At 55.6% G+C, this 24,612-nt stretch carries 23 protein-coding genes; 11 read left to right on the forward strand and 12 right to left on the reverse strand.

Annotation, left to right across the window (positions count from 1 at the left end; all coding sequences use genetic code 11):
• From Q0510_RS20370 to Q0510_RS20395, 6 genes are all read right to left on the reverse strand, one after another.
• On the reverse strand, positions 1–358 hold a 358-nt coding region (locus Q0510_RS20370), incomplete at its 3' end, for a hypothetical protein (RefSeq protein ID WP_298715771.1).
• Positions 359–407: 49 nt separating this feature from the next.
• Positions 408–986: an RNA polymerase sigma factor gene (locus Q0510_RS20375; RefSeq protein WP_298715773.1), complete on the reverse strand. Its 579-nt coding sequence runs from the start codon at positions 984–986 to the stop codon at positions 408–410.
• 137 nt (positions 987–1,123) lie between these two features.
• Positions 1,124–1,624, reverse strand: a complete 501-nt coding sequence (locus Q0510_RS20380; protein WP_298715775.1) for an FKBP-type peptidyl-prolyl cis-trans isomerase — start codon at positions 1,622–1,624, stop codon at positions 1,124–1,126.
• A 13-nt stretch (positions 1,625–1,637) separates the two neighbouring features.
• Complete coding sequence (locus tag Q0510_RS20385) at positions 1,638–2,132, reverse strand: FKBP-type peptidyl-prolyl cis-trans isomerase (protein ID WP_298715777.1); 495 nt, start codon at positions 2,130–2,132, stop codon at positions 1,638–1,640.
• Positions 2,133–2,282: 150 nt separating this feature from the next.
• Positions 2,283–3,920 (reverse strand): chaperonin GroEL, encoded by a 1,638-nt coding sequence (gene groL, locus Q0510_RS20390; protein ID WP_298715779.1) that lies wholly within the window; start codon positions 3,918–3,920, stop codon positions 2,283–2,285.
• Between the two features lie 49 nt (positions 3,921–3,969).
• Positions 3,970–4,254, reverse strand: a complete 285-nt coding sequence (locus Q0510_RS20395; protein ID WP_341835416.1) for a co-chaperone GroES — start codon at positions 4,252–4,254, stop codon at positions 3,970–3,972.
• A 289-nt stretch (positions 4,255–4,543) separates the two neighbouring features.
• Here Q0510_RS20395 and nusB point away from each other — a divergent pair, with 289 nt between their 5' ends.
• The 5 genes from nusB (at position 4,544) to Q0510_RS20420 (ending at position 7,658) form a co-directional block, all read left to right on the forward strand.
• Positions 4,544–5,473 (forward strand): transcription antitermination factor NusB, encoded by a 930-nt coding sequence (gene nusB, locus Q0510_RS20400; RefSeq protein ID WP_298715781.1) that lies wholly within the window; start codon positions 4,544–4,546, stop codon positions 5,471–5,473.
• Between the two features lie 8 nt (positions 5,474–5,481).
• Positions 5,482–5,928, forward strand: coding sequence for a DUF1573 domain-containing protein (locus tag Q0510_RS20405; RefSeq protein ID WP_298715783.1), 447 nt, complete (start codon positions 5,482–5,484; stop codon positions 5,926–5,928).
• A 36-nt stretch (positions 5,929–5,964) separates the two neighbouring features.
• The gene (gene yajC / locus Q0510_RS20410; RefSeq protein WP_298715785.1) at positions 5,965–6,321 is read left to right on the forward strand and encodes a preprotein translocase subunit YajC; all 357 of its coding nucleotides are present in this window, start codon (positions 5,965–5,967) and stop codon (positions 6,319–6,321) included.
• Positions 6,322–6,392: 71 nt separating this feature from the next.
• Positions 6,393–6,980, forward strand: coding sequence for a dephospho-CoA kinase (coaE, locus tag Q0510_RS20415; RefSeq protein WP_298715787.1), 588 nt, complete (start codon positions 6,393–6,395; stop codon positions 6,978–6,980).
• Between the two features lie 36 nt (positions 6,981–7,016).
• Positions 7,017–7,658 carry a hypothetical protein gene (locus Q0510_RS20420; protein WP_298715788.1) on the forward strand — a complete coding sequence of 214 codons (642 nt, stop codon included), beginning with the start codon at positions 7,017–7,019 and terminating at the stop codon, positions 7,656–7,658.
• Between the two features lie 48 nt (positions 7,659–7,706).
• Here the strand turns inward: Q0510_RS20420 and Q0510_RS20425 are convergent, their stop codons facing one another.
• From Q0510_RS20425 to Q0510_RS20435, 3 genes are all read right to left on the reverse strand, one after another.
• Positions 7,707–8,897 carry a pyridoxal phosphate-dependent aminotransferase gene (locus tag Q0510_RS20425; protein WP_298715789.1) on the reverse strand — a complete coding sequence of 397 codons (1,191 nt, stop codon included), beginning with the start codon at positions 8,895–8,897 and terminating at the stop codon, positions 7,707–7,709.
• A gap of 123 nt (positions 8,898–9,020) precedes the next feature.
• Positions 9,021–9,755: a DUF4397 domain-containing protein gene (locus Q0510_RS20430; RefSeq protein WP_298715791.1), complete on the reverse strand. Its 735-nt coding sequence runs from the start codon at positions 9,753–9,755 to the stop codon at positions 9,021–9,023.
• A gap of 31 nt (positions 9,756–9,786) precedes the next feature.
• A complete protein-coding gene (locus Q0510_RS20435) occupies positions 9,787–10,983 on the reverse strand; it encodes a serine hydrolase (RefSeq protein WP_298715793.1) in 1,197 nt (398 codons plus the stop codon).
• A gap of 224 nt (positions 10,984–11,207) precedes the next feature.
• Between Q0510_RS20435 and secDF the strand changes: the two genes are divergently transcribed.
• Positions 11,208–14,363, forward strand: coding sequence for a protein translocase subunit SecDF (secDF, locus tag Q0510_RS20440; protein ID WP_298715795.1), 3,156 nt, complete (start codon positions 11,208–11,210; stop codon positions 14,361–14,363).
• 161 nt (positions 14,364–14,524) lie between these two features.
• Here secDF and Q0510_RS20445 read toward each other — a convergent pair whose 3' ends face one another.
• Positions 14,525–14,869 carry an iron-sulfur cluster assembly accessory protein gene (locus Q0510_RS20445; RefSeq protein WP_298715797.1) on the reverse strand — a complete coding sequence of 115 codons (345 nt, stop codon included), beginning with the start codon at positions 14,867–14,869 and terminating at the stop codon, positions 14,525–14,527.
• A gap of 131 nt (positions 14,870–15,000) precedes the next feature.
• Here Q0510_RS20445 and Q0510_RS20450 point away from each other — a divergent pair, with 131 nt between their 5' ends.
• Positions 15,001–17,820, forward strand: coding sequence for a hypothetical protein (locus tag Q0510_RS20450; protein ID WP_298715798.1), 2,820 nt, complete (start codon positions 15,001–15,003; stop codon positions 17,818–17,820).
• A gap of 10 nt (positions 17,821–17,830) precedes the next feature.
• On the forward strand, positions 17,831–18,883 hold the full coding sequence (locus Q0510_RS20455; protein ID WP_298715800.1) for an AI-2E family transporter: 1,053 nt from the start codon (positions 17,831–17,833) through the stop codon (positions 18,881–18,883).
• Positions 18,884–18,986: 103 nt separating this feature from the next.
• Here Q0510_RS20455 and Q0510_RS20460 read toward each other — a convergent pair whose 3' ends face one another.
• Both Q0510_RS20460 and Q0510_RS20465 read right to left on the reverse strand, forming a co-directional pair.
• Positions 18,987–19,370: a hypothetical protein gene (locus Q0510_RS20460; RefSeq protein ID WP_298715802.1), complete on the reverse strand. Its 384-nt coding sequence runs from the start codon at positions 19,368–19,370 to the stop codon at positions 18,987–18,989.
• Positions 19,371–19,421: 51 nt separating this feature from the next.
• Entirely contained in the window at positions 19,422–22,058 is a 2,637-nt protein-coding gene (locus Q0510_RS20465) for a valine--tRNA ligase (protein ID WP_298715804.1), read from the reverse strand.
• A 193-nt stretch (positions 22,059–22,251) separates the two neighbouring features.
• Between Q0510_RS20465 and Q0510_RS20470 the strand changes: the two genes are divergently transcribed.
• From Q0510_RS20470 to Q0510_RS20480, 3 genes are all read left to right on the forward strand, one after another.
• Positions 22,252–22,830: an RNA polymerase sigma-70 factor gene (locus Q0510_RS20470; protein WP_298715806.1), complete on the forward strand. Its 579-nt coding sequence runs from the start codon at positions 22,252–22,254 to the stop codon at positions 22,828–22,830.
• 69 nt (positions 22,831–22,899) lie between these two features.
• Positions 22,900–24,030 carry a FecR family protein gene (locus tag Q0510_RS20475; protein WP_298715807.1) on the forward strand — a complete coding sequence of 377 codons (1,131 nt, stop codon included), beginning with the start codon at positions 22,900–22,902 and terminating at the stop codon, positions 24,028–24,030.
• Positions 24,031–24,264: 234 nt separating this feature from the next.
• The coding region (locus Q0510_RS20480) for an STN domain-containing protein (RefSeq protein ID WP_298715808.1) at positions 24,265–24,612 on the forward strand (348 nt) is incomplete at its 3' end.

Below are 24,612 nucleotides of genomic sequence, written 5' to 3' on the forward strand. Positions count from 1 at the left end.
TGAGCCGGCGCACCTCGCTGCGGGCGGTCTGCTGCCCTTGCATGGCGGGCGCCGGGGCGCTGCCGGAAGGGTAAAGGAGCCATACGCCCGTGGCCACAATGGTGATCAGGGCGGCGGCTACGGCGAACTTCACCAGTTTCAGCTGCCGGCCGGCAGGGTGTACAAGCCGTCCGCGGGCATTGACGTAGGTTTCCGCATGCGGGAGTTCCTCATCGCTGTTCCAGGCCTGGCGGATCAGCTCGCGCAGGGTGTCGTCGTGGCCGGCTTGCCGGAGCAGGGCGAAGAATTCCTCATATTCCTGCCGCGTACAGGTGTTGTCGCGGTAGCGTTTGAAAAGGTATTGTATCCGTTCTTCCATGCTTGCATTGGTGTATATGCATGGTAGACGAAGCAGCGGCGAAATGTTCCTATTGGCGGGAGAAAAAAAGTGAGAAAACGATAATGAGCGGGCCGGAGGTTTTGACAAGGAAGGAGCGGATGGCCTGCAGGGCCGAGAATAGCTGGTTTTTTACCGTATGGCGGGAGATGTTGAGCTCGTCGGCGATTTCCATATAGCTCATGCCTACTTCGCGGTTGAGGCGGTATATGAGGCGCCGTTGCGGCGGGAGCCGGTCGATGGCTTTGCCGACCAGGGCGTGGTATTCGCGGTCTTCGGTAATGGTGGCGGGAGAAGCGGGCTCCTGGGACAGCGAGCACCAGATCTGCTCGCGCATCCGCTCGTCGGCCGCGGCTTTGCGGAGGAAGTCCATCAGTTTGTTTTCCATCACGCGGTACAGCCAGGCATCCATGTTCCGGATGTCGGCCAGTTGTTCGCGGTGCTCCCAGAGCTTGAGGAAAGTTTCCTGCACCAGGTCCTGCGCATAGGCCGCCGATTTCGTCATCCCGATGGCCAAAGCATACAAACGGGCCTCCTGGTCACGGAAAACCTCCAGGAAGCGGCGCTCCTGCATGGCGGATGGGGATATATGAACGGGCGGTCGGTGCATATCGACGGGAATAGTACCGGAATTGCGTTAGATATTGGTCTTTCTAAATGTACTATAATTTCCCCGTAAAGCAAAATGCCCGCACCGGCAGTAACCGGGGCGGGCATCAGGTATATTCACCGGTTTCCCGGGGGCGATTAATAATAAAAATCGTTCACCGTTACCTCGAACTTCAATACGCTGTTGGGCGGAATGCTGCCCTGTTGGCGGTTCCGGTAGCCCAGTACGGAAGGGATCAGGTATTGCACGACGCCTTTCTTGGAAGTCTTCTGCGGGCCCACCTTGAACCCCGCAATCAGCCCCGTGCTGCCCAGCCGGATGTCGTTGAACGTGGTGTTGTTGGCGGAATCGAAACGGGTGCCGTTCAGCAGCCAGCCCTTGTAGGAGATGTTGAAACGGTCGTCCAGCGCGATGGTATCTTCATTGATCCCGTTTTGCAGCACTTTCCAGTAAACGCCCGTCGTATCGCGCTGCATGCCGGTAATATTATTGGCGGCGATGTAATCCTTGATGGTCTGTTCATCGATGGCCGCTTGTTTCACTTCGTCGTAAGGCACTTCCTCGTCCTTATCTTTCTTGCAGGCTACTGCCAGGGTAATGCCCAGGAGGGCGATCAGGCCCAGGTAATGTTTCTTCATGCGATTTGAGTGGTTATTTTCTGATATCGATTAAAGTGATGTCGCAATGCAGGATGGCATTCGGCGGAATCTTCCCGGGAATGCCCACATCGGAGAAGGCCAGCCTGCTGGGAATGAACAGCTCGATCCGTCCGCCCTTGGTGATCAGGGGCAAACCGTATTGCCATCCCAGGATATGGTCCCTCAGCCGGCGGTTGTCGAAGGAAGTAGGGATCGGGGAAGCTTCCACGATCTGTTCCTGCCCCAGTAGCTTGCGCTTGAAGGTGACAACGGGGATTTCGTCCAGGCTGATGGTGTCCGACTTGTCGCCGGGCTCCCAGATCCGGTAAATCATCCCGCTGGGGTGGATGACCGTGCCGGAATCCATTTTATGTTGCTTGAGGTACGCCCGGATGGAATTCGTTTCCGCAACGATATCGGAAAGCAACCTGTCCGGGTTCTCCAGCGATTTGGCGCAGCCCGTCAGCAGGCTGGCGCCCAGCACCAGGAGGCCCAGGAAGGGCGGCATTGAGCGAAACAGTCGTAATCCATTGTTCAACAGCATCTGGTTTCGGAATTTTAACTTTAAACGGTATCAGCGGCCGGAAAGTTACAGAATAAAAAAATCCCGTCCCGGGCAGATGCCGGGACGGGAGGGAATATTTCCGGAAAGGGTGGATTAGTAATCCATGCCCATGCCATGACCGCCGCCCGGCATTGCGGGAGCTGCGGATTTGGGTTCGGGTTTGTCGGCGATCACACATTCCGTGGTCAGCAGCATGCCAGCGATGGATGCAGCGTTTTCCAGGGCGATGCGCGCCACTTTCGTGGGGTCGATTACACCGGCAGACAGCATTTTCTCGTAAGTTTCGGTGCGGGCGTTGAAACCGAAGTCGGCTTTGCCTTCCTTCACTTTCTGAACCACGATGGAACCTTCGATGCCTGCGTTGGCAGTGATCTGGCGGAGGGGTTCTTCGATCGCGCGTTTAACGATCGCGATACCGGTAACCTCGTCTTCGTTCTCGCCTTTTACTTTTTCCAGGCCTTCGATCGCGCGGATGAATGCCACACCGCCACCAGCGATGATGCCTTCTTCAACGGCAGCACGGGTTGCGTGCAGGGCGTCGTCCACACGGTCTTTCTTCTCTTTCATTTCCACTTCGGTAGCTGCACCTACGTAGAGTACGGCAACACCGCCGGACAGTTTGGCCAGGCGCTCCTGCAGTTTCTCACGGTCGTAGTCGGAGGTGGTTACTTCAATCTGGGATTTGATCTGGTTGATACGGCCCTGGATATCGGCTTTTTTACCTTTACCGCCTACAACGGTGGTGTTGTCTTTGTCGATGGTTACGGACTCAGCGCGGCCGAGGTAGGTAAGATCGGCGTTCTCCAGTTTGTAGCCCTGGTCTTCGCTGATTACCACGCCTGCGGTGAGGGTAGCGATGTCCTGCAGCATTTCCTTGCGGCGGTCGCCGAAGCCGGGGGCTTTCACGGCGGCTACTTTCAGGGTGCCACGGAGTTTGTTTACCACCAGGGTAGCCAGTGCTTCACCCTCGAGGTCTTCGGAGATGATCACGAGGGGAGCGCCTTGCTGGGCAACTTTCTCGAGGATGTGCAGGATGTCCTTCATGGTGCTGATCTTCTTGTCGTAGATCAGGATGTAGGGATTCTGCAGCTCAGCCTGCATTTTCTCGCTGTTGGTGATGAAGTAGGGGGAGAGGTAACCGCGGTCGAACTGCATACCTTCTACTACTTCTACGGTAGTTTCGGTGCCTTTGGCTTCCTCAACGGTGATAACGCCGTCTTTGGTTACTTTACGCATCGCTTCGGCGATGAGTTTACCGATTTCCTGGTCGTTATTGGCGGAGATAGCGGCAACCTGTTCGATTTTCTTGTTGTCGTTACCTACTTTTTCGGATTGTTTCTTCAGGTTTTCCACCACGGCTTTCACGGCTTTGTCGATACCGCGTTTCAGGTCCATGGGGTTAGCGCCTGCAGCTACGTTTTTGAGGCCTTCGCCGATGATGGCCTGGGCCAGTACGGTGGCGGTGGTGGTACCGTCGCCGGCGATGTCAGCGGTTTTGGAAGCCACTTCCTTCACCATTTGGGCACCCATGTTCTCGATGGGGTCTTCCAGTTCGATTTCTTTAGCTACCGTAACACCGTCTTTGGTTACGCCGGGAGCGCCGAATTTCTTTTCGATCACCACGTTGCGGCCTTTGGGGCCGAGGGTCACTTTCACTGCGTTGGCCAGGGTGTCGACGCCTTTTTTCATTTTGTTGCGGGCGTCGGTATTAAAGAATATTTGCTTTGCCATAGTCGTATAAATTTTCTTTGGTCGTGAAGGTTAAATTTCGGGGCCGGGATTAGATTACGGCCAGGATGTCGGATTCGCGCATGATCAGGTAGTCGTCTCCTTCGAGGCTGATCTCGGTGCCGGAATATTTGCCGTACAGCACGGTATCGCCTACTTTCACGCTCACGGGTTCATCTTTTTTACCGGGGCCGGCCGCTACTACCGTTCCGCGTTGCGGTTTTTCTTTAGCCGTGTCGGGGATGATGATGCCGCCTGCGGTTTTTTCTTCAGCTGCTGCGGGTTTTACGATCACCCTGTCTGCCAGAGGTTTGATACTCAATTTGCTTTTAGCCATTTTGATTCTATTTTTAAAAAGATGAGTTTGTAAAAGTTTTCCGGATTTGATGGAAATCGGACGGCTTTTCCCCTTTCAGAGATTATGCCAAATGATTTTCTGGTCAAATTTGCAGGTTCCAAAGATAAGTAAATTCACTTGCCATGCCAGAAAATGACATTTTTTCATTTCCGGCCTGACAGCAGCCCTGGAATGGCAGTTCGCGGCCCCCCGCCCGGGGGCGCCGGAAGTATTTTTTAAAAAGTCGCTGTAAAACAGTAGATTTGCGGCCATTTTCCTAAGCGTACAAATGATCAGTAGAAGAAATATCCGGGTAAAAGTAATGCAAACGCTGTATGCCATGGACACCATGGAGCAGGAAACGGTGAAACCGGGCACTGCCATGAGTTTGCTCAATGAGAAACTGGACCAGACGTGTCAGGTTTTCACCTACCTCCTGTACTCTATGGCCAGGGTGGCCCAGTATGCGGAGACGGAAGCTCAGAAAAGGGCCTCCAAACACCTGCCCAGCGCGGAAGACCTTGCCGTAAACACCAAAGTGGCGGGGAACGACTTCGTTTTCCAGGTGCTCAACGACACAGGGTTCCTCGTTAACCTCGACACCTGGAAGCTCCGCGGCCTCGAAGACCCCGAGCTCACCCGGAAACTCTACAACCAGCTCACCGAATCGGAGATCTACAAAGCCTACATCGCGGCACCCTCCCGCGAAAGAGCCTCCGAAAAACAAATCATCGAATACATCTTCACCGAAATACTGGAAAAAAACGAGCTCTTCCGCCAGCACATGGAAGACACGTTCCTCCATTGGGGCGATGATGAAGACATGATGGGCATCCTGGTAGGCAACTACCTCTCCAAGCCCCAGCTCTTCAACTTCCTCCAGCTCATCAGCCGGGAGAAAATGGAATACGCCCGCGACCTCCTCAGCACCGTCCTCAACAAAAAAGACTACTGCCTGGAGCTCATCCGGCCCAAGCTCCAGAACTGGGACCCCGAGCGTATCGCCGCGGTAGACATGCTGCTGATGGAAATGGGCGTCTGCGAATTCCTCTATTTCCCGACCATTCCCACCAAGGTGACCATCAACGAATATATCGACCTGGCCAAAGCCTACTCCACGCCGCAAAGCGGGCAGTTCGTCAACGGTATTCTCGATAATATCCTGAAAGATCTCCTCCAGGCCAACCTGGTAGAGAAAACGGACCGTAACCGTAAATAAAACGATCCATGAAAGCTACATTCCTTGCCATCCTCGCCGTGTCCCTCGCCTTCGGCGCCTGCAACAGCCCTGAGGGCAGCAAGGCCCCGGCCGAATCCGGTTCCCAGGCGCAGGATACTTCCCAGGGCGCCCGGCCCGTCATCTCCTTCGAGAAGCAGGTGCACGACTTCGGGAAAATCGTAGCCGGCGAAGTGGTCGAATATTCCTTCAAATTCAAGAACACCGGCAACCGCGACCTGCTCATCAGCCGCGCCGAAGCTTCCTGCGGGTGCACCATCCCGGAATGGCCCAAAGCGCCCATCCGCCCCGGCGACTCCGCCTATATCAAAGTGAAGTTCGACAGCAAAGGCCGCCCGGAAGGCTATACCGAGAAAGAAATCTACATCGAAGCCAATACCGAGCCCTCCGGGAATGCAGGTCCGCGCATTACCGCCGAGATCGTGGCAAAGAAATAGTAACTTTAACCGTTCAAATCAAATAAACACATACAGATGTACAACTTCTTAACAAACGTATTCCTGATGACGCCCCCCGCCGGTGGCGCACAGGGCGGCGGTATGGGCAGCATGGGCACCCTCATCTTCTTCGGTGGTATGATCCTCGTGATGTGGCTTTTTATGATCCGCCCGCAAACCAAAAAAGCCAAAGCACAAAAAACGTTCATCGACAACCTCCGCGAAGGCGACAAGGTTGTAACCATAGCCGGTATCCATGGCAAAGTGAAGAAAATCAACGACAACGGTACCCTCCAGGTAGAAGTGAGCCCCGGCACCTTCTTCACCATGGAACGTTCCGCCATCAGCATGGAATACACCAACGCGCAGAACAAAGCTGCGGAAACAAAATAATTCCGGGATTTTACCGTGAACACGGGAAGAGAAGGCTTTACGCCTTCTCTTTTTTTATTATTTTGCCACCCATGCGCATCATCGGAATCACCGGCGGCATCGGCTCCGGAAAAACTACCGTAGCGAAAATATTCGCCCTCCTCGGCATCCCCGTTTTCTATGCCGACGAAGCCGCCAAAGACATCATGATCCGCGACCCCGAGCTCGCTTCCCGCATCCGCGGCCACTTTGGTGACGCCGCGTACTTCCCCGACGGTTCCCTCAACCGCAAGCACATCGCAGATATCGTGTTCGCCGACAAAGAGCAGCTCGCCATCCTCAATTCCTTCGTCCACCCCGCCACCATCCGCGATTCTGAACAATGGGCCAGCCGCCAGAACGCCCCCTACGTTATCAAGGAAGCCGCCCTTATGTTCGAAACCGAATCATTCCACCACGTGGATAAAGTGATAACGGTGTATGCTCCCGAAGCCCTCCGCATCCGGCGCGTCATGCAGCGCGACAATACCGACCGCAACGCGGTGATCGCGCGCATGCACAAGCAGCTCGACGAGCAGATCAAGCGGAAGCTGGCCGATTATGTCATTTACAACGATGAACAGCAGCTCGTCATCCCCCAGGTGCTGCAACTCCACCAGGCATTTTTAACTTTTTCTTAGAACGGGAACCGTTAGCTTCAGGGCATGAATCCCCGCATGATCACACTTTGCGGCGCAATATCGTGCTGTACAACGCTCGCCGCCCAGGACGCTCCCCGGAAGCCGCCCGCTTTCCCCTACGCCGGGTACGTGCAGCCGAAGTTGCGGTGGCCGGATACGATGCCCCTCCAGCGGCAGGATTCCATGCGCGTCATCCAGCTCAAAACTTTTCATAAAAGAGGCAGCAACTACCTGCAGGATTCCCTGGAAATGGAACGCCTGCTCCGCGGCGCGCAACGCCCTTCACTCGGATCGGTATTCAATTTCGATAAGGAGAAGCCCGGCAACACCGTGACAGGGGCCGACGGCCGTAAGCACCAGGTGGCCGGCGTGGGGCTTGATATAGGGGCGCTGGCTTCGCTGCTTTCGTTCGGGAAGAACAGCCGCAACGACGACTTCCGCAGGCGCGTGCAGGCCGTGCAACAGGATAATTTCTTCCGGAAATATTACACGCCCGACGCCGTGGCCCGCTTCATTCCCCTGCGGGGCGACAGCCTCGACGATTTCGTGGACCGCACCCGTCCGCCGGCTGAGCTGCTATCCTCCGGAACGGCGTATGACCTGGGGATTTACGTCAAAAAGCGATACCAGGAATACCTCGATACGCTCATCAACCCGAAACAAAATATTCAGCCATAAAAAAGGCCCGGCGATCATTGCCGGGCCTTTGCGTTTATCGGGAAAAATTTATTGCAGTTTCGCCAGCCATTCCGTCATGCGCTTCATGCCTTCCCTAATGCGGTCGAGGCTGGTGGCGTAGGAAATGCGGATGCACTGGGGTTGTTCGAAGGCCGCGCCGGAAACGACGGACACGTTGGCTTTGTGCAGCAGGAACATGCAGAGGTCGTCGGCATTTTCGATGCGCTCGCCTTCATATTGCTTGCCGAAGAAGCCGCTGATGTTGGGGAACATGTAGAAAGCCCCGTCAGGGAGGTTTACATGAAGGCCCGGGATCTTTTTCAGGGCGTCGAAGATGAAAGCGCGGCGTTCGCCGAAAGCTTTCACCATTTCCTGCGCGGTATCCAGGGGGCCGCGGAGCGCCGTGATGGCGCAGCGCTGGGTGATGGAACAGGTGGCGGAGGTGAACTGGCTCTGTACCATATCCGCAGCCTTGGCAATTTCCGGCGGGGCGGCCAGGTAGCCGAGGCGCCAGCCTGTCATCGCAAAGCCTTTGCTGAGGCCGTTGATGATGATGGTGCGGTTTTTCAGGCTGCCAAAGGAGGCGATGCTGGTATGCGGCGCTACGTAATTGATGTATTCGTAGATCTCGTCGGAGATGATGAAGATATCAGGATGCTTTTCGAACACTTCCGCCAGGCCCTTCAGTTCGTCGTGGGAGTACACGGAACCGGTGGGGTTGCAGGGGGAGGAGAACATGAACAGCCTGGTTTGCGGCGTGATGGCGGCTTCCAGCTGCTGCGGCGTGATCTTGTAATTGTTCTCGATGCCACAGGGCACGAACTTCACAACGCCCTGGCAAAGCTTTACCAACTCGGAGTAGGTAACCCAGTAAGGCGTGGGGATGATCACTTCGTCGCCGGGATTTACGATGGAAAGCACGGCGTTGGCGATGGATTGCTTGGCGCCGGTGGATACGACAATCTGGTCGGCGGTGTATTCCAGCCCGTTGTCGCGCTGGAGCTTGTGTGCCACGGCCTGTTTGAGATCGAGGTAACCGGCTACGGGAGTGTAGTGGGTATAGCCTTCGTCGATGGCTTTTTTGGCCGCCTCGCGGATGTGCTCGGGCGTATCGAAATCGGGTTCCCCGATGCTGAGGTCCACAATGTCAATGCCCTGGGCTTTCAGTTCCCGGCTGAGTTTGGCCATTCTGATGGTTTGCGGAACGGAGATCCGCGTTAATCTTTCTGCTAGTTGCATGGGTACTATTTTTTGGGTTGACCGCGGCAAACCTACAGCAAAAAAACGAGAGGAGGGGCATAAAAAAAACATTCCGGAACCAGGGTCCCGGAATGTTTTGAAAAAAGTATGCTACAGTGTCTGTTACTGTTGCTGGTAAGGCATTACAGAGATCTTGGGCTTGAGGTCGCCGGTGGTCACGCTGTCGATGCCCTGGTAGTAAATATTGTAGAACCCGCCGCGTGCAGCCAGGGAGAATTCCTTGATGGCAAGCGTATCGCCGCCCGGGCCTTTCGCCACGATGTTGAAAGTGCCGAGGTTGTTGGCGGTGAACTGGTCGTATTGGCCGGTCACGAAGTCTTCGTATTGACGGCTGCCCCAAACGCGGGTTTCGCCGATGTAGAGGTCAACGGGGCCGGAGTTGGGAACGAGGTTGAAGAAACGCACGTTCGCGCGGTCGGTCGAAGCGTTGGCCCATGTTTCCAGGATGCGGTGAACGCCTGCGCCGGCACCGTCGCCATGGAGGATCAGGGTGGTGTAACGCGATGTGTCGAAGGGTGCGGATACAGATCCCAGCAGTACTTCGGTACCGAACTTCTTGAAGTCGATTTTGTAGTTTTTCGGCGTAAATAGCGCACCGTCGGCAGCACCGTACTTGAATTGATCGCTGTTGATTTTCTTGGCGTCCATAAAGATGTCTACACCATACTCGGTGCCAAGCGAGTTCACGAAAGCCACGTAGGTAACGGGCTGTTGCGGTTGCGGGTCAGAGTTTTTCAGGCAGGAGGTGAATCCTGTTGCAGCTACTACGGTCAATGCCGCCAGTGTCCATAAACGGCTCATTTTGGTTACCATGCGCTCTTTGGTTTTTATGTTCATTGATTTGTTACGGTTATGAAGTCAATTTTTGTCAGTCTGAATAACGTTGCAGGTCCGGTTTGTATTTTCTTTCCCTTGTCAGTTCCGTTTCATAAATTATGGCGCCCAGTTCGCGGAGGAATGGTTTTCCAATGGTTTCGTAATCGTAAGTATCGTCTCCGATGATGCCGTCCGTATTCGTGTAAATGCGGGCAGACAGGAGGAATTCGATCTTGTTGGCAAAGTCCGCAAAATACGCGACATCGGTCAGAAAGCCATAAGCCCAGCCGGATTTGTTGTAAATCCTCAGTCCCGCAGGCAGTTGCACACCGGCATCCGCGCCGCCCATGAGGTATTTGGTGTAATTCCGGTGGAATTCAGCCGTATCGTATTTCGGATCTCCCGCCCCGCTTTCCGTTGGCAGCCTGGACATATACCGGTATAAAAACCGGTAGTCTTCCTCCGTTAAACGAAAACGCTGGCGGGATGTTACAGTCTCCGGAAAAATTATGCTTTGGAGGATATGATGGAGGTCGCCCAGCGCGATCCGGTTCTTCAGGGAGAAGTCGAACGGCTGTTGCACCAGCGAATCTCCCGCGTAATGCGCCTTGCCGGCTTGTTCGGGCGCTTCGGAAGGCGTGCCGGGCACGGGGCCGCGGTAATATTTCGGTGGCTGTACCAACGCCGGCTGGCTGTTTCCCGGGACGAAAAAGCGTACGCCGTTCGTTTGCCGGTTGGCTTCCGGCGTGAGGGGCATGCTCAGGCGATGGACGATGCGGGCGCTGGCATAGCCTTTATCATGGAGGTTTTCATTGAACGCTTCCTGGCCCAGGAACTCGTACAGCCGGTTGAATGCATCGTTGTCGCTGACCATACATATCTTCTTGATGTAATGCGCCGCGGAGGGTTTGCCGGAGGGGGCGGAGGTATCGGTTTCGGCAGCGGAGGAGATCCCCGGCAGGCTGTCGGTCAGCATATCCGCCGTATTTGGGAGGCCCAGTTGGTTGAGGGTTTCCAGGGCCAGGAGCGCGGCGGGCAGCTTCACGGTGGAAGCGGGATAGAAGTAGGAGGAGGGGGCCTGCGGCCAGTGGAACTCCTGTAAATGAGGCCTGTTGCGCGCGTCGCGGTCGATCCGGGTGTAGAAAATCTCGACCCGGAATGCCCGCGGATCGGCGAAAGCGGGCCCCAGCCGGGCTGCATGGGCCGCCAGGAGGGAGTCCAGGTAATTGACCGGTTTCGATGGTTTCATGGCGAAATTTCTTCCCTGGTAAGTTTGGCAGTTCGCAAAAAAAACCAATATTGCAGACGCCAACAAAATCCGTTGCTGCATAGAAGGAAAATTTGAATGCGAAATCCCTATCAAAACCAATCACATAGTGATTTTATGGCTGTTTTGATCGGGGCTTTAATATATCAATTTAAATTCTATCTTTGCAACTCTTTAAAAATTAGTATTAATAATCCGAAAAGAAAATGCAACTAAAAGGACTGGTTAGATTTTTTACTGCCGCCCTGATCCTTATTTCTTTGTATCAGTTGTCCTTCACGTTCGTGGTGCGGAACTTTGAGAAGAAGATGAAGGCTGAGGCCGCAGCTGATGTTGCCCGCCAAAATCCCTCCGCCGAAACGAAATATCCCGGTAACAAGGAGCTTCAGGCCCTGTACCAGGATACGCTGAACGACCTGGTTAAGGAACGTACGGACTACAAGCTGGACAGCTCCAGTGGCAAGCAGATTGCGGGATTCCCCTGGAACACCAGCTACATCAAGGCTAAAGAAAAGCAGCTCAACCTGGGCCTCGACCTGCAGGGAGGGATGAACGTGGTGCTGGAAGTTAGCGTGGAAGACGTTGTCCGCGCCCTGGCCGGCAACCCCAACGATCCTGCCCTCAATGCAGCCATCGCCACCGCCCGCGAGCGCAAAAAGAACAGCCAGTCCGACTTTGTGACCCTGTTCGGCGAAGCGTACAAGGAAAAGAACCCGAACGGCAAGCTGTCGACCGTGTTCGCCAACGCCCAGCTGAAAGAGATCAACTTCAACAGCTCCAACGACCAGGTGCTGAACGTGATCCGCACGGAAGCAAAGGCCGCCATTAAGAATACTTACAAAGTACTGCAAAACCGTATCGACAAGTTCGGTGTTGCGTCTCCCACCATCAACCTCGACGAGAACCGCGGTATTATTTCCGTTGAACTGGCCGGTGTGGATGATGCCGACCGCGTACGCCAATACCTCCAGGCCAGCGCCAACCTCGAGTTCCGGGAAACCTACAAGAACAGCGATGAGTTCTACACCGCTGTGCTGACCCCGATGAACGAGGCGATCCGCCGGTCTTTGGGCAACACACCTGTAACAAACGACACCACTGCAAAGGCTACTGATTCCGCAGCTACCGCTGCCGCACAGCCCGCCGCCGCAAACGATACCGCTTCACTGACCAGCGTACTGTCGAAAGACGTGGCCGCTGCCGGTAAAGATTCCGCCGCCCTGCTGCAGCAGCAAGCCATGAAGGAGAACCCGCTCTTCGCGATCCTCCGCATGAACGCTACGCAAACGGAAGGCCTGATCCCCAGTTCCACCCTCGGTTACATCGCCACTTCCGATACCGCCACTTTCCGCCAATACCTGGAAATGCCGGCTGTGAAAGCGGTGATCCCGAAAGACCTGGTGTTCCTTTACGGCCCTTCCAACAAGGAAGACCGCAGCCAGCCTCTCCAGGTGTATGGCGTGAAGGTAAACCCCTCCAGCCCCAAAGCTAAAATCACGGGCGAAAGGGTGATCGCGGCGAAAGCCGATTTCGGACAGGACAACCACGCGCCCGAAGTGTCCATGACCATGGACGTAACCGGCACCCGCGACTGGCGTAACCTGACCCGCGCGCTGAAACCCACCAACCCCGACGATCCGAGAACTTTCAACTACGTTGCCGTAGTACTCGATAACATCGTTTATACCGCTCCTTCCATCCGCGGCGAGATCCCCAACGGCGTCTCCTCCATCAGCGGCAGCTTTACGCTGGAAGAAGCGCAGGACCTTGCGAACATCCTGGTATCGGGCCGTATGCCGGCTCCCGCCAAGATCGTTCAGGAACAGGTGGTAGGGCCGACCCTCGGCCAGGAATCCATCGAAGCCGGCGCCAAGTCCTTCATCATCTCCTTCGCAGTGATCTTCGTGCTGATGCTGGTGTATTACAATACCGGTGGTATCGTAGCCAACATCGCCCTGATCCTCAACCTCCTCTTTACCTTCGGCATCCTCGCATACCTGGGCGCAACGCTCACCATGCCGGGTATCGCAGGCCTGGTACTGACGATCGGTATGGCGGTAGACACCAACGTAATTATCTTCGAACGTATCAAGGATGAGCTCAGCAAAGGCAAAACCTACCAGCAGGCGGTAAGCGACGGTTACAAACGTTCCTACGCTCCGGTGCTCGACGGTCACGTTACCTCGCTGCTCACCGCGATCATCCTGTTCTATTTTGGCCTTGGGCCCGTACTGGGCTTCGCCACCACACAGATCATCGGTCTGCTCCTGTCCCTGTTCTGCGGTATCCTTGTATCCCGCATGGTGACAGACTTCTGGATGAAGCGCAAACGCCACTTCGAATACTTCACGCCCCTCAGCCGCAGGATCTTCAAGCACGCGAACTTCGACTTCGTAGGCAAACGCAAGATCGCTTACGTGATCTCCGCGATCGTAATGATCCTCGGTGTGGGTTCTTTCTTTAATGGTTTCGACCACGGCGTTGACTTCAATGGCGGCCGCAGCTATACCGTTCGTTTCGATAAACCGATCGACCGTGAAGCGGTACACCAGGCGCTGAACAAGACTTTCGACTCCGAGACTTTCGTGAAAACCATCGGCGAGAACAACCAGCTGAACATCACCACTCCGTACCGTATTGAAGAAAATACCGACGAAGCGGCGAAAGACGCGCTGGCGAAACTGCACTCCGGCCTCCAGGCTTTCTACGACAGCAAGCCCGATCAGGCTGCTTTCGAAAGCAAGTTCCTCGTAGGTTCGCAGACCGTAGCGCCCACCATCTCCGACGACCTTCGTCAGGGTGCGATTTACGCTACCGTGCTTTCCATCTTCGTGATCTTCCTGTACATCCTGCTGCGATTCAGCAAATGGCAATACTCTATCGGTACCATTTTCTCGTTGCTGCACGACGTACTCGTAACTCTGGCCGTGTTCTCGTTCTGCCGTGGCTTTGTGCCTTTCGCACTGGAGATCGACCAGCACTTCATCGCGGCGATCCTTACGGTGATCGGCTTCTCGATGAACGATACCGTGATCGTATTCGACCGTATCCGTGAAACTTTCCGTAACACGAAGGGCCTGGATACTACCTACGTGATCAACCGCGCGATCAACGAAACCCTGAGCCGTACCATCATGACTTCCGTGACGGTATTCCTCACCATCCTCATCCTCTTCATCTTCGGTGGCGAGGTGACCCGTGGTTTCGCATTCGCGATGCTGATCGGCGTACTTACCGGTACCTATTCTTCTATCTTCGTGGCAGCCCCCATCCTGGTGGACTTCGACAAGAAGAACACACTTTCGCAGGAGCGTGAGTCTGTAGTGATCGAGAAGGCTCCGCCGTTAGTGCGTGGTAAATAAGACCGCAATCATCATCTGATAAAAAAGGAGACCGGGGATTTCCCTGGTCTCCTTTTTTTTTACTGTACCTGCTCTTGCCGACAAGCGAACGTGGAAGTAAATGAAAAAGGGTGGCCAGGCATACCTGGTCACCCTTGTCAAAATTATTTCCGGAAGCCGGCTTATACGGCGAATGAGGTTCCGCAACCGCAGCTGGAGGACGCGTTCGGGTTGTTGAAGGTGAAACCGCGGGCATCCAGGCCGTGCTGGAAGTCGATTTCGATGCCCAGCAGGTAAAGGCCGTGCGCCTTTTTCATGATCACGGGGATGCCTTCGATATCGAAGGTATCGTCGCCATCCATTTTGGCGTCGAAACCGAGGATGTAGGACAAACCGGAGCAGCCGCCGCCCTTCACGCCAATGCGCAGGAATTGCGAACGGTCGAAGCTGTCTTCTTCCATGAGCCTTTTCAGTTCTTTAACCGCACCAGCGGTGAATTTTATAGGAGCTTGCGTAATTGTATCCATGTATCGAAAAGTTTGAATACAAAAATACGGAAAAATGCCTACAATGCGTTGTCACGTGTATGTCAGCACCGTGTTCCATTATCTGAAATTTGTATGTAATTTGTTGCCCGGTGCACAACCCCTTACTACATATGCGAAACTATCTATGCCTGGCTTTGGCCTTATCCCTTGCCCATACTGCGGGCGCTCAGCAATTCGGCGGCAACCGGCCGGCCGTGAAATGGCGGCAGGTGAATTCGGACACGGTGCGGGTGATTTTCCCCGCCGGGCTCGACGCGCAGGGTAAACGGGTGGCCGATGTGGTGCACCATATCGCCCGTTCGCATATGGGAACGCTGGGAACAACCGTCCGTAAAGTCGACATCGTCCTCCAGCACGAAACCATGCAAAGCAACGGCTTCGTACAGCTGGGGCCCTTCCGCTCGGTGTTCTATCTTACCCCGCCACCCAATTCCTCCGACCTCGGCGCCCTCAACTGGGCCGATCAGCTGGCGTTGCACGAATACCGCCACGTCGTACAGAACAACAATTTCCGCAAAGGCGTCAGCAAAGCGGGATATTATGTGTTCGGGGAACTGGGGCAGGCAGCCCTCACCAATATCGCCGTGCCCGACTGGTTCTGGGAGGGTGATGCCGTTGTTACCGAAACTGCCCTCAGCCAGCAGGGAAGGGGCCGCGTCCCGGCGTTCTTCGATGGCTTCCGGGCGCTGGCGCTGGCAGGGAAAGACTACAGCTATATGCAGATCCGGAACGGTTCGTTCCGCAAACTGATCCCCAACCATTACCAAACGGGCTACCTTATGACCAGCTTCGGCCGCCTGCAATATGGCCAGGACTTCTGGAAGGGCGTAACCGACGATGCCGTGCGTTACCGCCGCTTGTTCTACCCCTTCTCCCAAAGCCTCAAACGCCGCACCGGCCGCAATGCCGCGGCTTTTTTCGATACCGCGTACAACTACTACCGCAAAAACTGGAGCACCGCGAAGGCGGAACCCGTCGATACGCTCGACATTCCCATGCCGGCGCTTTCCAAACGCAATACCGTCGCCAATTTCAGCTATCTCTACGCCACCAAAGGCCCCGGCCTGGTGTTCCTGCATAACTCTTTCGAAACCATCCCTGCCATCTACCACCATTACAGCAGGAACCGCGTCTTCCGCCAGGTGGCGCCCGGCGTGGGATTCGATAATTACTTCAGCTACCGCGACGAGCACTTCCTCTGGACCGAAAGCCGCTACAACGCCCGCTGGGGTTGGGACGAGCGTTCCGTTGTCGTGATCTACAAACCCGGCAGCCTGAACAACCGCCATACCCTCAAACATGAACGGCGCTGCTTCTCGCCAGACCTGTCCCACGACCACAAAACCGTGGTGGTGGCCGCGCTTACACCGCAACAGCAATACCGCCTCGAACTGCTTGACGCCGTTTCGGGCGAAGTAACGGCCCGGCTGCCCAATCCTGAAAACTGGTATTACACTTACCCGAAATTCACGCCCGGCGACCAGTCGGTTGTGGCCGCGGTGCGCGACAGCACCGGGCGCATGGCGCTCGTCCGCCAGGCGGTGGCCGGCGGCACAGCGGAAATCCTCGTCCCCTTCAGCATGCGTACCATCGGCATCCCACTGGTGCATGAAGGCAGAGTGTATTTTACCGCCGCTTTCGCGGATGCCGATGATATTTACAGCGTTCCGCTGGCCGGGGGCGATCTCCGCCGCCATACGCACCGTCCCAATGGCGTGCGCCAGGTGGCGGTGTCTGAAGGGAAATTCGTGTTCAACGAGTTCACCGCCGACGGCTACCGCCTTTTCTCCATGCCCCTCAACGAAGGGGAGCCTTTCAACCCCACGGAAAATCATCACAGCGCCTGGTTACGGCCCGATTTCGGGGAGGGCGGCGATATGCTGGGGCAAGTAATGGACGAGGGCAGGGAAGTCCGTAAATACGCTAAAACGCACCGCTTATTCAATTTCCACAGCTGGCTCCCGGTGGCCGACGACCCGGATTACGGATGGTATTTGCTCGGGGAGAACGTACTGGGCACTTTGCAGACCCGCATCGGGGGAGGATATAACCGGAATGAAAGCAGTCCGTCGGTTGGCGGGCAGGTGGCCTGGGGCGGGTGGTTTCCCGTGCTGCGGGCTGGTGGCGATTACAAATTCAACCGGTATCTCAATGTCAGCGACACCGTGCAGGTGCAGTGGAACGAGATGGACTGGTACGCGGGGATGAGCGTGCCCCTGCGGCTCAATTCCGGGAAATTCTACCGCGGCCTTTCGCTCAGCGCCGATTACCACCAGGTAACGCGGACCCGCGCGGGCAATAGCAAATATGCCTTCCGGGACAACAACATCCAATACCTGGACTTCGGTTTCGGATTTTCGAACCAGCGAATAAAAGCGCAGCAGCAGATTTATTCGCATTTCGCGCAGGCGCTCACTATGCGGTACAGCAAATCGGTCAACAACATCCCTGCGGAGCAGCTGTTTGGCCGGGCGGACCTGTATTTCCCCGGTTTCCGGAACCCGCACAGCATCGTGGTGCAGCTGTCTTATTTGCAGAAAGACACGAGCCTGCGCTATGCTTTCAGCGATCCGTTCCAATATGCAAGGGGGTATAGCAAACCCTTTTACGAGCATATTTTCAAGGTGGGGTCGAACTATCATTTCCCGGTGGCGTATCCTGACTGGGGATTCGCCAACCTGCTGTATTTCTCGCGGATCCGGGCGAATGGTTTTTATGACTATATGACCGCTTTCAACTTTAGGAACCGCCGTCATGTTACATATGCATCGGCCGGCGGGGAATTGTATTTTGATACGAAGATCGGGAATGTGCTGCCCTTTACTTTTGGGATGCGCTACAGTCATTTGTTCAACGACAATCCCGGCGATCCTTCGCGAAAGGGGCGTTTCGAGCTGATCGTTCCCATCCAGCAACTCTTTTCTTACTAAATAACCGTGCATGCGACCACCTGTTCTGAAGCCGCCATTTTACATGAAACTGAGCCATATCCTGCTCGCCCTCGTCCTCATCGTCGTGATCCTGCGGACGATGAAAGACATCCTGGCGCCGGTGGCTTTCGGTTTTCTTTTCGCTATCCTGCTGCTGCCGCTGGCGCAGGGATTGGAACGGCTGAAATTCCCCAGGGGCGCCGCTTGCGGCCTGGCGGTACTGATATTTGTGTTTTTTATGGCGGGAGGATTGTATTTCATTTCCTGGCAAACTTCCAGCTTCCTCACCGACCTGCCCGTACTCGAAAAAAGGCTCATGGTGCTGGCCAACGACCTGACCATCTGGATCGACGATAAATTCCATATCGATTCTGACCAGCAGGTGGCCTGGATCAATGAGAACGCCGCTAAGAGCATCACTTCCCTGTCCAACTTTATCGTGAACGCGGTGACCTCGGTTTCATCTGTCCTGATATTCCTTGTCTTCATACCCCTCTACACTTTCTTCCTCCTTTTCTACCGCCGTTTGCTGGTGCAGTTTCTCCTGCGCCTTTTCCGCCGCGAATATGCAGGCGAAGTGCACGAGGTGATCGCCCACAGCAGGCTGGTGGTGAAGAGTTATGTAGTGGGATTGTTCATTGAGATGCTCGTGGTGGCGGGATTGTACATCCTCGCGCTGGTGTGCCTCGGTGTAAAGTACGCGGTATTGCTGGGCACGCTGGGCGCTATTTTCAATATCATTCCTTACCTCGGCATGGTCCTTACGATCATTGTAACGGTGCTGGTAACGCTCACCACGGGCACGGCCGGACAGGCATTGTGGGCCGCTCTTCTGATGTTCGGCATCCATTTGCTGGACGCCAACGTGCTGTTGCCGAGGATCGTAGGGTCGAAGGTGTCGATCAACGCCATGGTGACGCTGCTCGGCGTGTTCATCGGCAGCATGATCTGGGGTATTGCGGGGATGTTCATTTCCATTCCCACGATGGCGTTGCTGAAAGTGGTGTTCGATAAAATCCCGAACATGCGCCCTTGGGGCATGATCATGGGAAATGAAGACTAGCGGACGGTGACGCGGAGCTCCGGTACGCGGTAGAATTTATCTTCCGTGTACTGGATCACGATGTTGGAGAAGATGAGGGATTCTCCTTTCTGGATGGTTTCTTTCAGCCGCTGGCTCCATAAGGGGCTGAGGCGCCCGCCTTTGAAGGAATCGCCGGTGGTTCGGTGTAGAAGCCTACCTGGCTGGTCGTATCGTTCATATAGGCCTCTTTCGCTTCATAAATGAAATCAAAAGACACGACGGGGAATTTGTTGTTTTTCTGGTCGCGCACCACGAGCGCGGAATCCAGTATTTTCAATACTTCAGGACGGGGGATGGAATCGCTGAGGTAGATGCCCCATGTGGTCCTGAAACGCAGCTTGCCATCTGCCGTTGCAGCAGCCGGTTTAGCCGGTTTGGCGGCCGGTTTCGGTTTGGATGCCTGCGCCAGGGTAGTGACGGATATCCCGGTAAACAGTGCGAGCGTAATCAGCAATTGCTTCATCATAGGGCAAAAAAAAGGATCGTCCGGGTACAAAACGCCGGACGATCCTGAATATTATAACAGTTTCAGACTTTCTTCGATGGCCTGGATGCGGGCCTGGCAGTCGGCGAGCTTTCTGCGCTCCGATTCCACGGCTTCCGGTTTGGCGTTGGCCACGAACTTCTCGTTCGATAGTTTTTTCTCCACGCTTGCCCGGAAACCCTGCTGGTAAGCGAGGTCTTTCAGCAGCTGGTCTTTCTGTGCAACCGGATCCACTTCTTTCTCCGTTACCATGTAGAACTTATCCGTGCCCACCACGATGGCCGCGGCGCCGGGGATGGCTTCCGTCGCATACCCGTATTCCTCTGCATTGAGTTGCTTGGCGAGGATGCTTTCGATGCGTTCAAAGGCTTTGCGGTCCTGCGTTTCCACGAACAGCTTGATATTGTCTTTCGGTTTCAGCTGTTGCTTGTTGCGCGCGTCGCGGATAGCGGTGATCACGTCTTTGGCGAGCGTGGCTTCTTCCAGCAGACCGGCATTGATGCTGCCAGGCGCGGCGAACTGTTTGATCACCAGGTCGTCGCCCTCGGCGCGGTCGCGCAGGAGGTGGTAGATATCTTCCGTAACGAAGGGCATGAAGGGGTGCAGCAGCTGCATGAGCTGTTCGAAATACCCGATGGTTTTTTCGTACACGCCTTTATCGATCGGTTGCTCGAACCCGGGTTTGATCCATTCCAGGTACCAGGAGCAGAAATCGTCCCAGATGAGGGAGTACAATGCTTTGAGGGCTTCGCTGAGGCGGAACTCGCGGAAGAGTTTTTCCACTTCGGCATGTACCTCGTTTAGGCGGTTACCGAACCATTCCACGGCGAATTCGGGAACGGGGGCGCCGGTATTTTCGGCGGGCGTCCACATCTTCACGAGTTTCAGGGCGTTCCACATCTTGTTGTTGAAGAAGCGGCCCTGTTCGCAGCTGGAATCGTCGAACAGCAGGTCGTTGCCCGCGGGGGAAGCGATCATGATGCCGAAACGAACGGCGTCCGCACCGAAGCGTTCGATCAGGTCGAGCAGGTCGGGCGAGTTGCCGAGGGATTTGGACATCTTGCGGCCGAGCTTGTCGCGCACCATACCGGTGAAGTACACATCGGAGAAGGGCTTCTCCTTATGGTATTCCTCGCCGGCCATGATCATGCGCGCCACCCAGAAGAAGATGATATCCTGGCCCGTTACCAGCACGCTGGTAGGGTAGTAATAGTTGATTTCTTCGTTGCCGGGATTGCTGATGCCCTTGAACACTTCCGAAGGCCAGAGCCAGGAGGAGAACCAGGTATCGAGGCAGTCTTCGTCCTGCTTCAGGGAAGCGGGGCGGCTGCCGTATGCGGCTTCGTATTTATCGAGCGCTCCTTCCAGGGTTTCCGCCACTACGAACTGGCCCTGGGCGTCGTACCAGGCGGGGATTTGCTGGCCCCACCAGAGCTGGCGGGAGATGCACCAGTCCTTCACGTTCTCCATCCAATATTTATAGGTAGCCAGGAAGCGGTCGCCCGGGTGGATGCGTACTTCGCCGTTTACTACCGCATCCAGTGCGGGTTTGGCGAGCTCGGACATCTTCACGAACCACTGCGTGGAGATTTTCGGTTCCACGACGGTGTCGGGGTTGCGCTGGCTGTAGCCCAGGCGGGTGGTGTATTCCTGTTCTTTGACGAGTAGGCCTTGTTCCTGGAGGGCCGCTACCACTTTCTTGCGGGCGCGGAAGCGGTCTTCCCCTACAAACACTTCTGCGGCGGCGGAAAGGGTGCCGTCGTCGTTGAGGGTGTCTACCACTTCGAGGTTATGTTTCAGGCCGAGGTTGTAGTCGTTGATATCGTGAGCGGGCGTTACTTTGAGGGCGCCGGTACCGAATTCCTTGTCTACATATTCGTCGAAGATCACGGGTACTTTGCGGTTGACGAGGGGCACGATGGCGAAGTGGCCTTTCAGGTGGGCATAACGTTCGTCGCCGGGGTTCACGCAGATCGCGGTGTCGCCCATGATCGTTTCGGGGCGCTGGGTGGCGATCGTGATGTATTCGCCCGTGGGCTCGCCGGCGGCGTTTACCACGGCGTATTTCACGTGGTAGAGCTTGCCGCTGATCTCTTTATATTCCACTTCCTCGTCGGAAAGGGCGGTTTTGGCCTTGGGATCCCAGTTGATCATGCGCGCGCCGCGATAGATGAGCCCTTTGCCGTAGAGGTCAACGAACACCTTGATCACCGCGTCGTAATAATGCTGGTCCATAGTGAAGGTCACGCGGTCCCAGTCTACCGAACAGCCCAGCTTGCGGATCTGGTGGTAGATGATGCCGCCGTATTTTTCCTTCCATTCGTAGGCGTATTTAAGGAATTCCTGCCGGGTGAGCTGGCTCTTCTCGATGCCTTTCTCCTCCTTCAGCATATTCACCACTTTGGTTTCGGTGGCGATGGAAGCATGGTCGGACCCGGGGACCCAGCAGGCGTTAAAGCCGCTCATGCGGGCGTGGCGGGTAAGAATGTCCTGCACGGTCTCGTTCAGGGTGTGGCCCATGTGGAGCACCCCCGTCACGTTCGGCGGGGGGATCACGATCGTAAAGGGAGGACGGCCGTCCGGAACGGAGCGGAAGTATTGCTTGTCCATCCAGTATTGGTACCACTTGTCTTCTGCCGCAGCAGGAATATAATTCTTCGATAGTTCCATCAGATTATCAGGCTATGTCTGTTTTAGGCATGCAAAAATATTGAATATCGGAAGTATTCCGAATTTCATGGCCATATTTGCCGGATTGGAACGGAATTAATTGTCAGATAAGTGTTGAAACATCTATTTTGTGAAAATAACACCGGGATCCTGCAAAATACCATGCAAGATACGCGGTTTTTATCGGTAACTTGTGGCGTTTTTGTTGGAAATGACGAGTTATGCGCAACATACCGACCATGAATTGATGCAGGGCATCCGCGGGAACGACGCCGCTGCGTTCACCGCGCTCTTCAACCGTCATCACCGTAACCTTTACCTTACAGCATTGAATATCCTCCGCCGCGACGATGTGAGCCGCGACCTGGTGCAGGACGTTTTCACCCAGCTCTGGGTGCGCCGGCACGAGCTGGAGATCGCCTATCCCAATGCCTGGCTGCAGCAGGCCATCCGTTTCCAGGTTTTCAAAGCCATCCGCGACCAGAAGATCGACGAGCGGTTCTATGACCGTTTGATGGAAACCTCTTCCGAACTGCTCGACGAGCAGCCTTTGCTGTTCAAGGAACTGGACGGGCTGGTGCGCGAGATCCTGGCTTCCCTGCCGGGCGATGCGCGGCGTATATTCCTGCTCAGCCGGGAAGAGAAGCTGTCGTACCGCGAAATCGCCGGCAGGATGGATATTTCCGTGAAAACCGTGGAAAAGAAGATGACCGCCACCCTGAAAGTGCTTCGCACCCGTCTCCGCGACGCCATGTTCACCATCATCCCCTGATTATTTTTCAATTATTTTTTGATTTACCGTAGGGTACCGCCGCATGAGTGGTACTAAAGTACATAGCGTATGAACAAGCAAACCTTAGCCACACTGATCGACCGTTACCTGGACGGCTCCGCCACAGACGCAGAAAAGCGCCTGCTGGACGCCTATTACGACAGCATGCGGCAGCAACCGGCACCCGTTCCCGACGCGGGGCAGGAAGAAATGCTGCGCAGGGAGATGCTGGCGAAGGTGTATGCCAACACGGGTATCGAAGCGCCGGCAACGCCGGTCCGCCGCCTGTGGGTACGCCGTGCCGCGGCAGCCGCTGCCGTAGTAGTGATGGCCGGGGCGGCGTGGTGGATGTTGGTTCCGGGGAAACCCGAAATAGCCACGGTCGTGAAACCTGCAGTGGTACCCCAGCCGGGGAAAGACGTGGCCACGCTCACGCTTGCCAACGGGCAGGTGGTGGTGCTGGGCGACTCCGCCGGCGAAATCCCTGCCAGCCAGGGTGGCGCCGCTATCGCCCTGGGCGGTGATGCGCTGACTTATAAAGATGAAGGCGCTGCGGATGCGGCTCCCGTCTTCAACACCCTGAAAACACCCACCGGCGGTAAATTCCGCCTTACTTTATCCGACGGCACGAAGGTCTGGCTCAACGCCGCTTCTTCCATCCGTTATCCCGCCCGCTTCACCGGCAACGAACGCAAGGTGGCGGTTTCCGGCGAGGCTTATTTTGAAGTCAACAAGAGCGAAGCATATCCCTTTGTGGTGGATGTGAACGGGAAAGCCACCGTGCGCGTACTCGGGACCGCCTTCAACGTTTCCGCCTATACAGACGACCCGCGCATCGTCACGACCCTCATAACGGGCAAGGTGCAGTTTGCGGCCGGGGGGGCTCCTGTAATCCTGCGCCCCGCGCAGCAGGCCGTGTCCGGGGCAGATGGCCATGTAACCGTGCAACCGGCGGACGTCGGGGCGGCTACGGCCTGGAAAGACGGCTACTTCCGTTTCAACGGGGCCGATATCAAAACGATCATGCGCCAGCTCGAACGCTGGTATAATATAGAAACGGATTACCAGGGCAGCGTACAGCACCTCTTCGTGGCCGACATCCCCCGGGATGCGCAACTGGCGGAGATACTGAAGCTCCTGGAAATGACCGGGCGCGTACATTTCGCGACCAGCGGGAACCGCGTGACGGTAAAGCCGTAATCGATCAGCGGCAATCGGGGAAAATATATACATACATAGACAAGCGACTTGATAGTTAAGTGAGGGACAGGCAGTAAACGTAGCATCGGAAGAAAGGGGACGGGTACAACATATCTAAACCGGTTCAAACAACAAGCAGGATCAATACATCATCTCCCGGAAGGGGGACAGGGCGCTGCATGTGTGATGCGGCGCAAGGGGGAACTTTTTTTAATCAACCAACTTTACACGCAAATGAAAGGATTTTGGATCATCCTGCTGCTATGCCTGCAGGGGAGCGTTGCCCTAATGGCGCAGAGCGTCACATTGGCGGAAACAAACGCACCGCTGGAAGTAATTTTCCGAAAGGTGAAGCAACAGACCGGCGTAAGTTTCGTGTACACGAAAACGGAATTGGAAGCCGCCAGACCGGTAACGCTGAAAGTTACCAACATGCCGCTGGAAAAGGCGATGGAAGCCAGCTTCCAGGGGCAGCCGCTGATCTGGGCGCGCCAGGGTAATTACATCGTGGTGAAAGCCGCTCCCGTTCGCAGGGCTGCACCCGAAGCACAACAGGCCGCTGAGCTCACGGGCCGTGTGACA

It is taken from the genome of uncultured Chitinophaga sp., assembly GCF_937874145.1.
Classification (GTDB): Bacteria; Bacteroidota; Bacteroidia; order Chitinophagales; family Chitinophagaceae; genus Chitinophaga.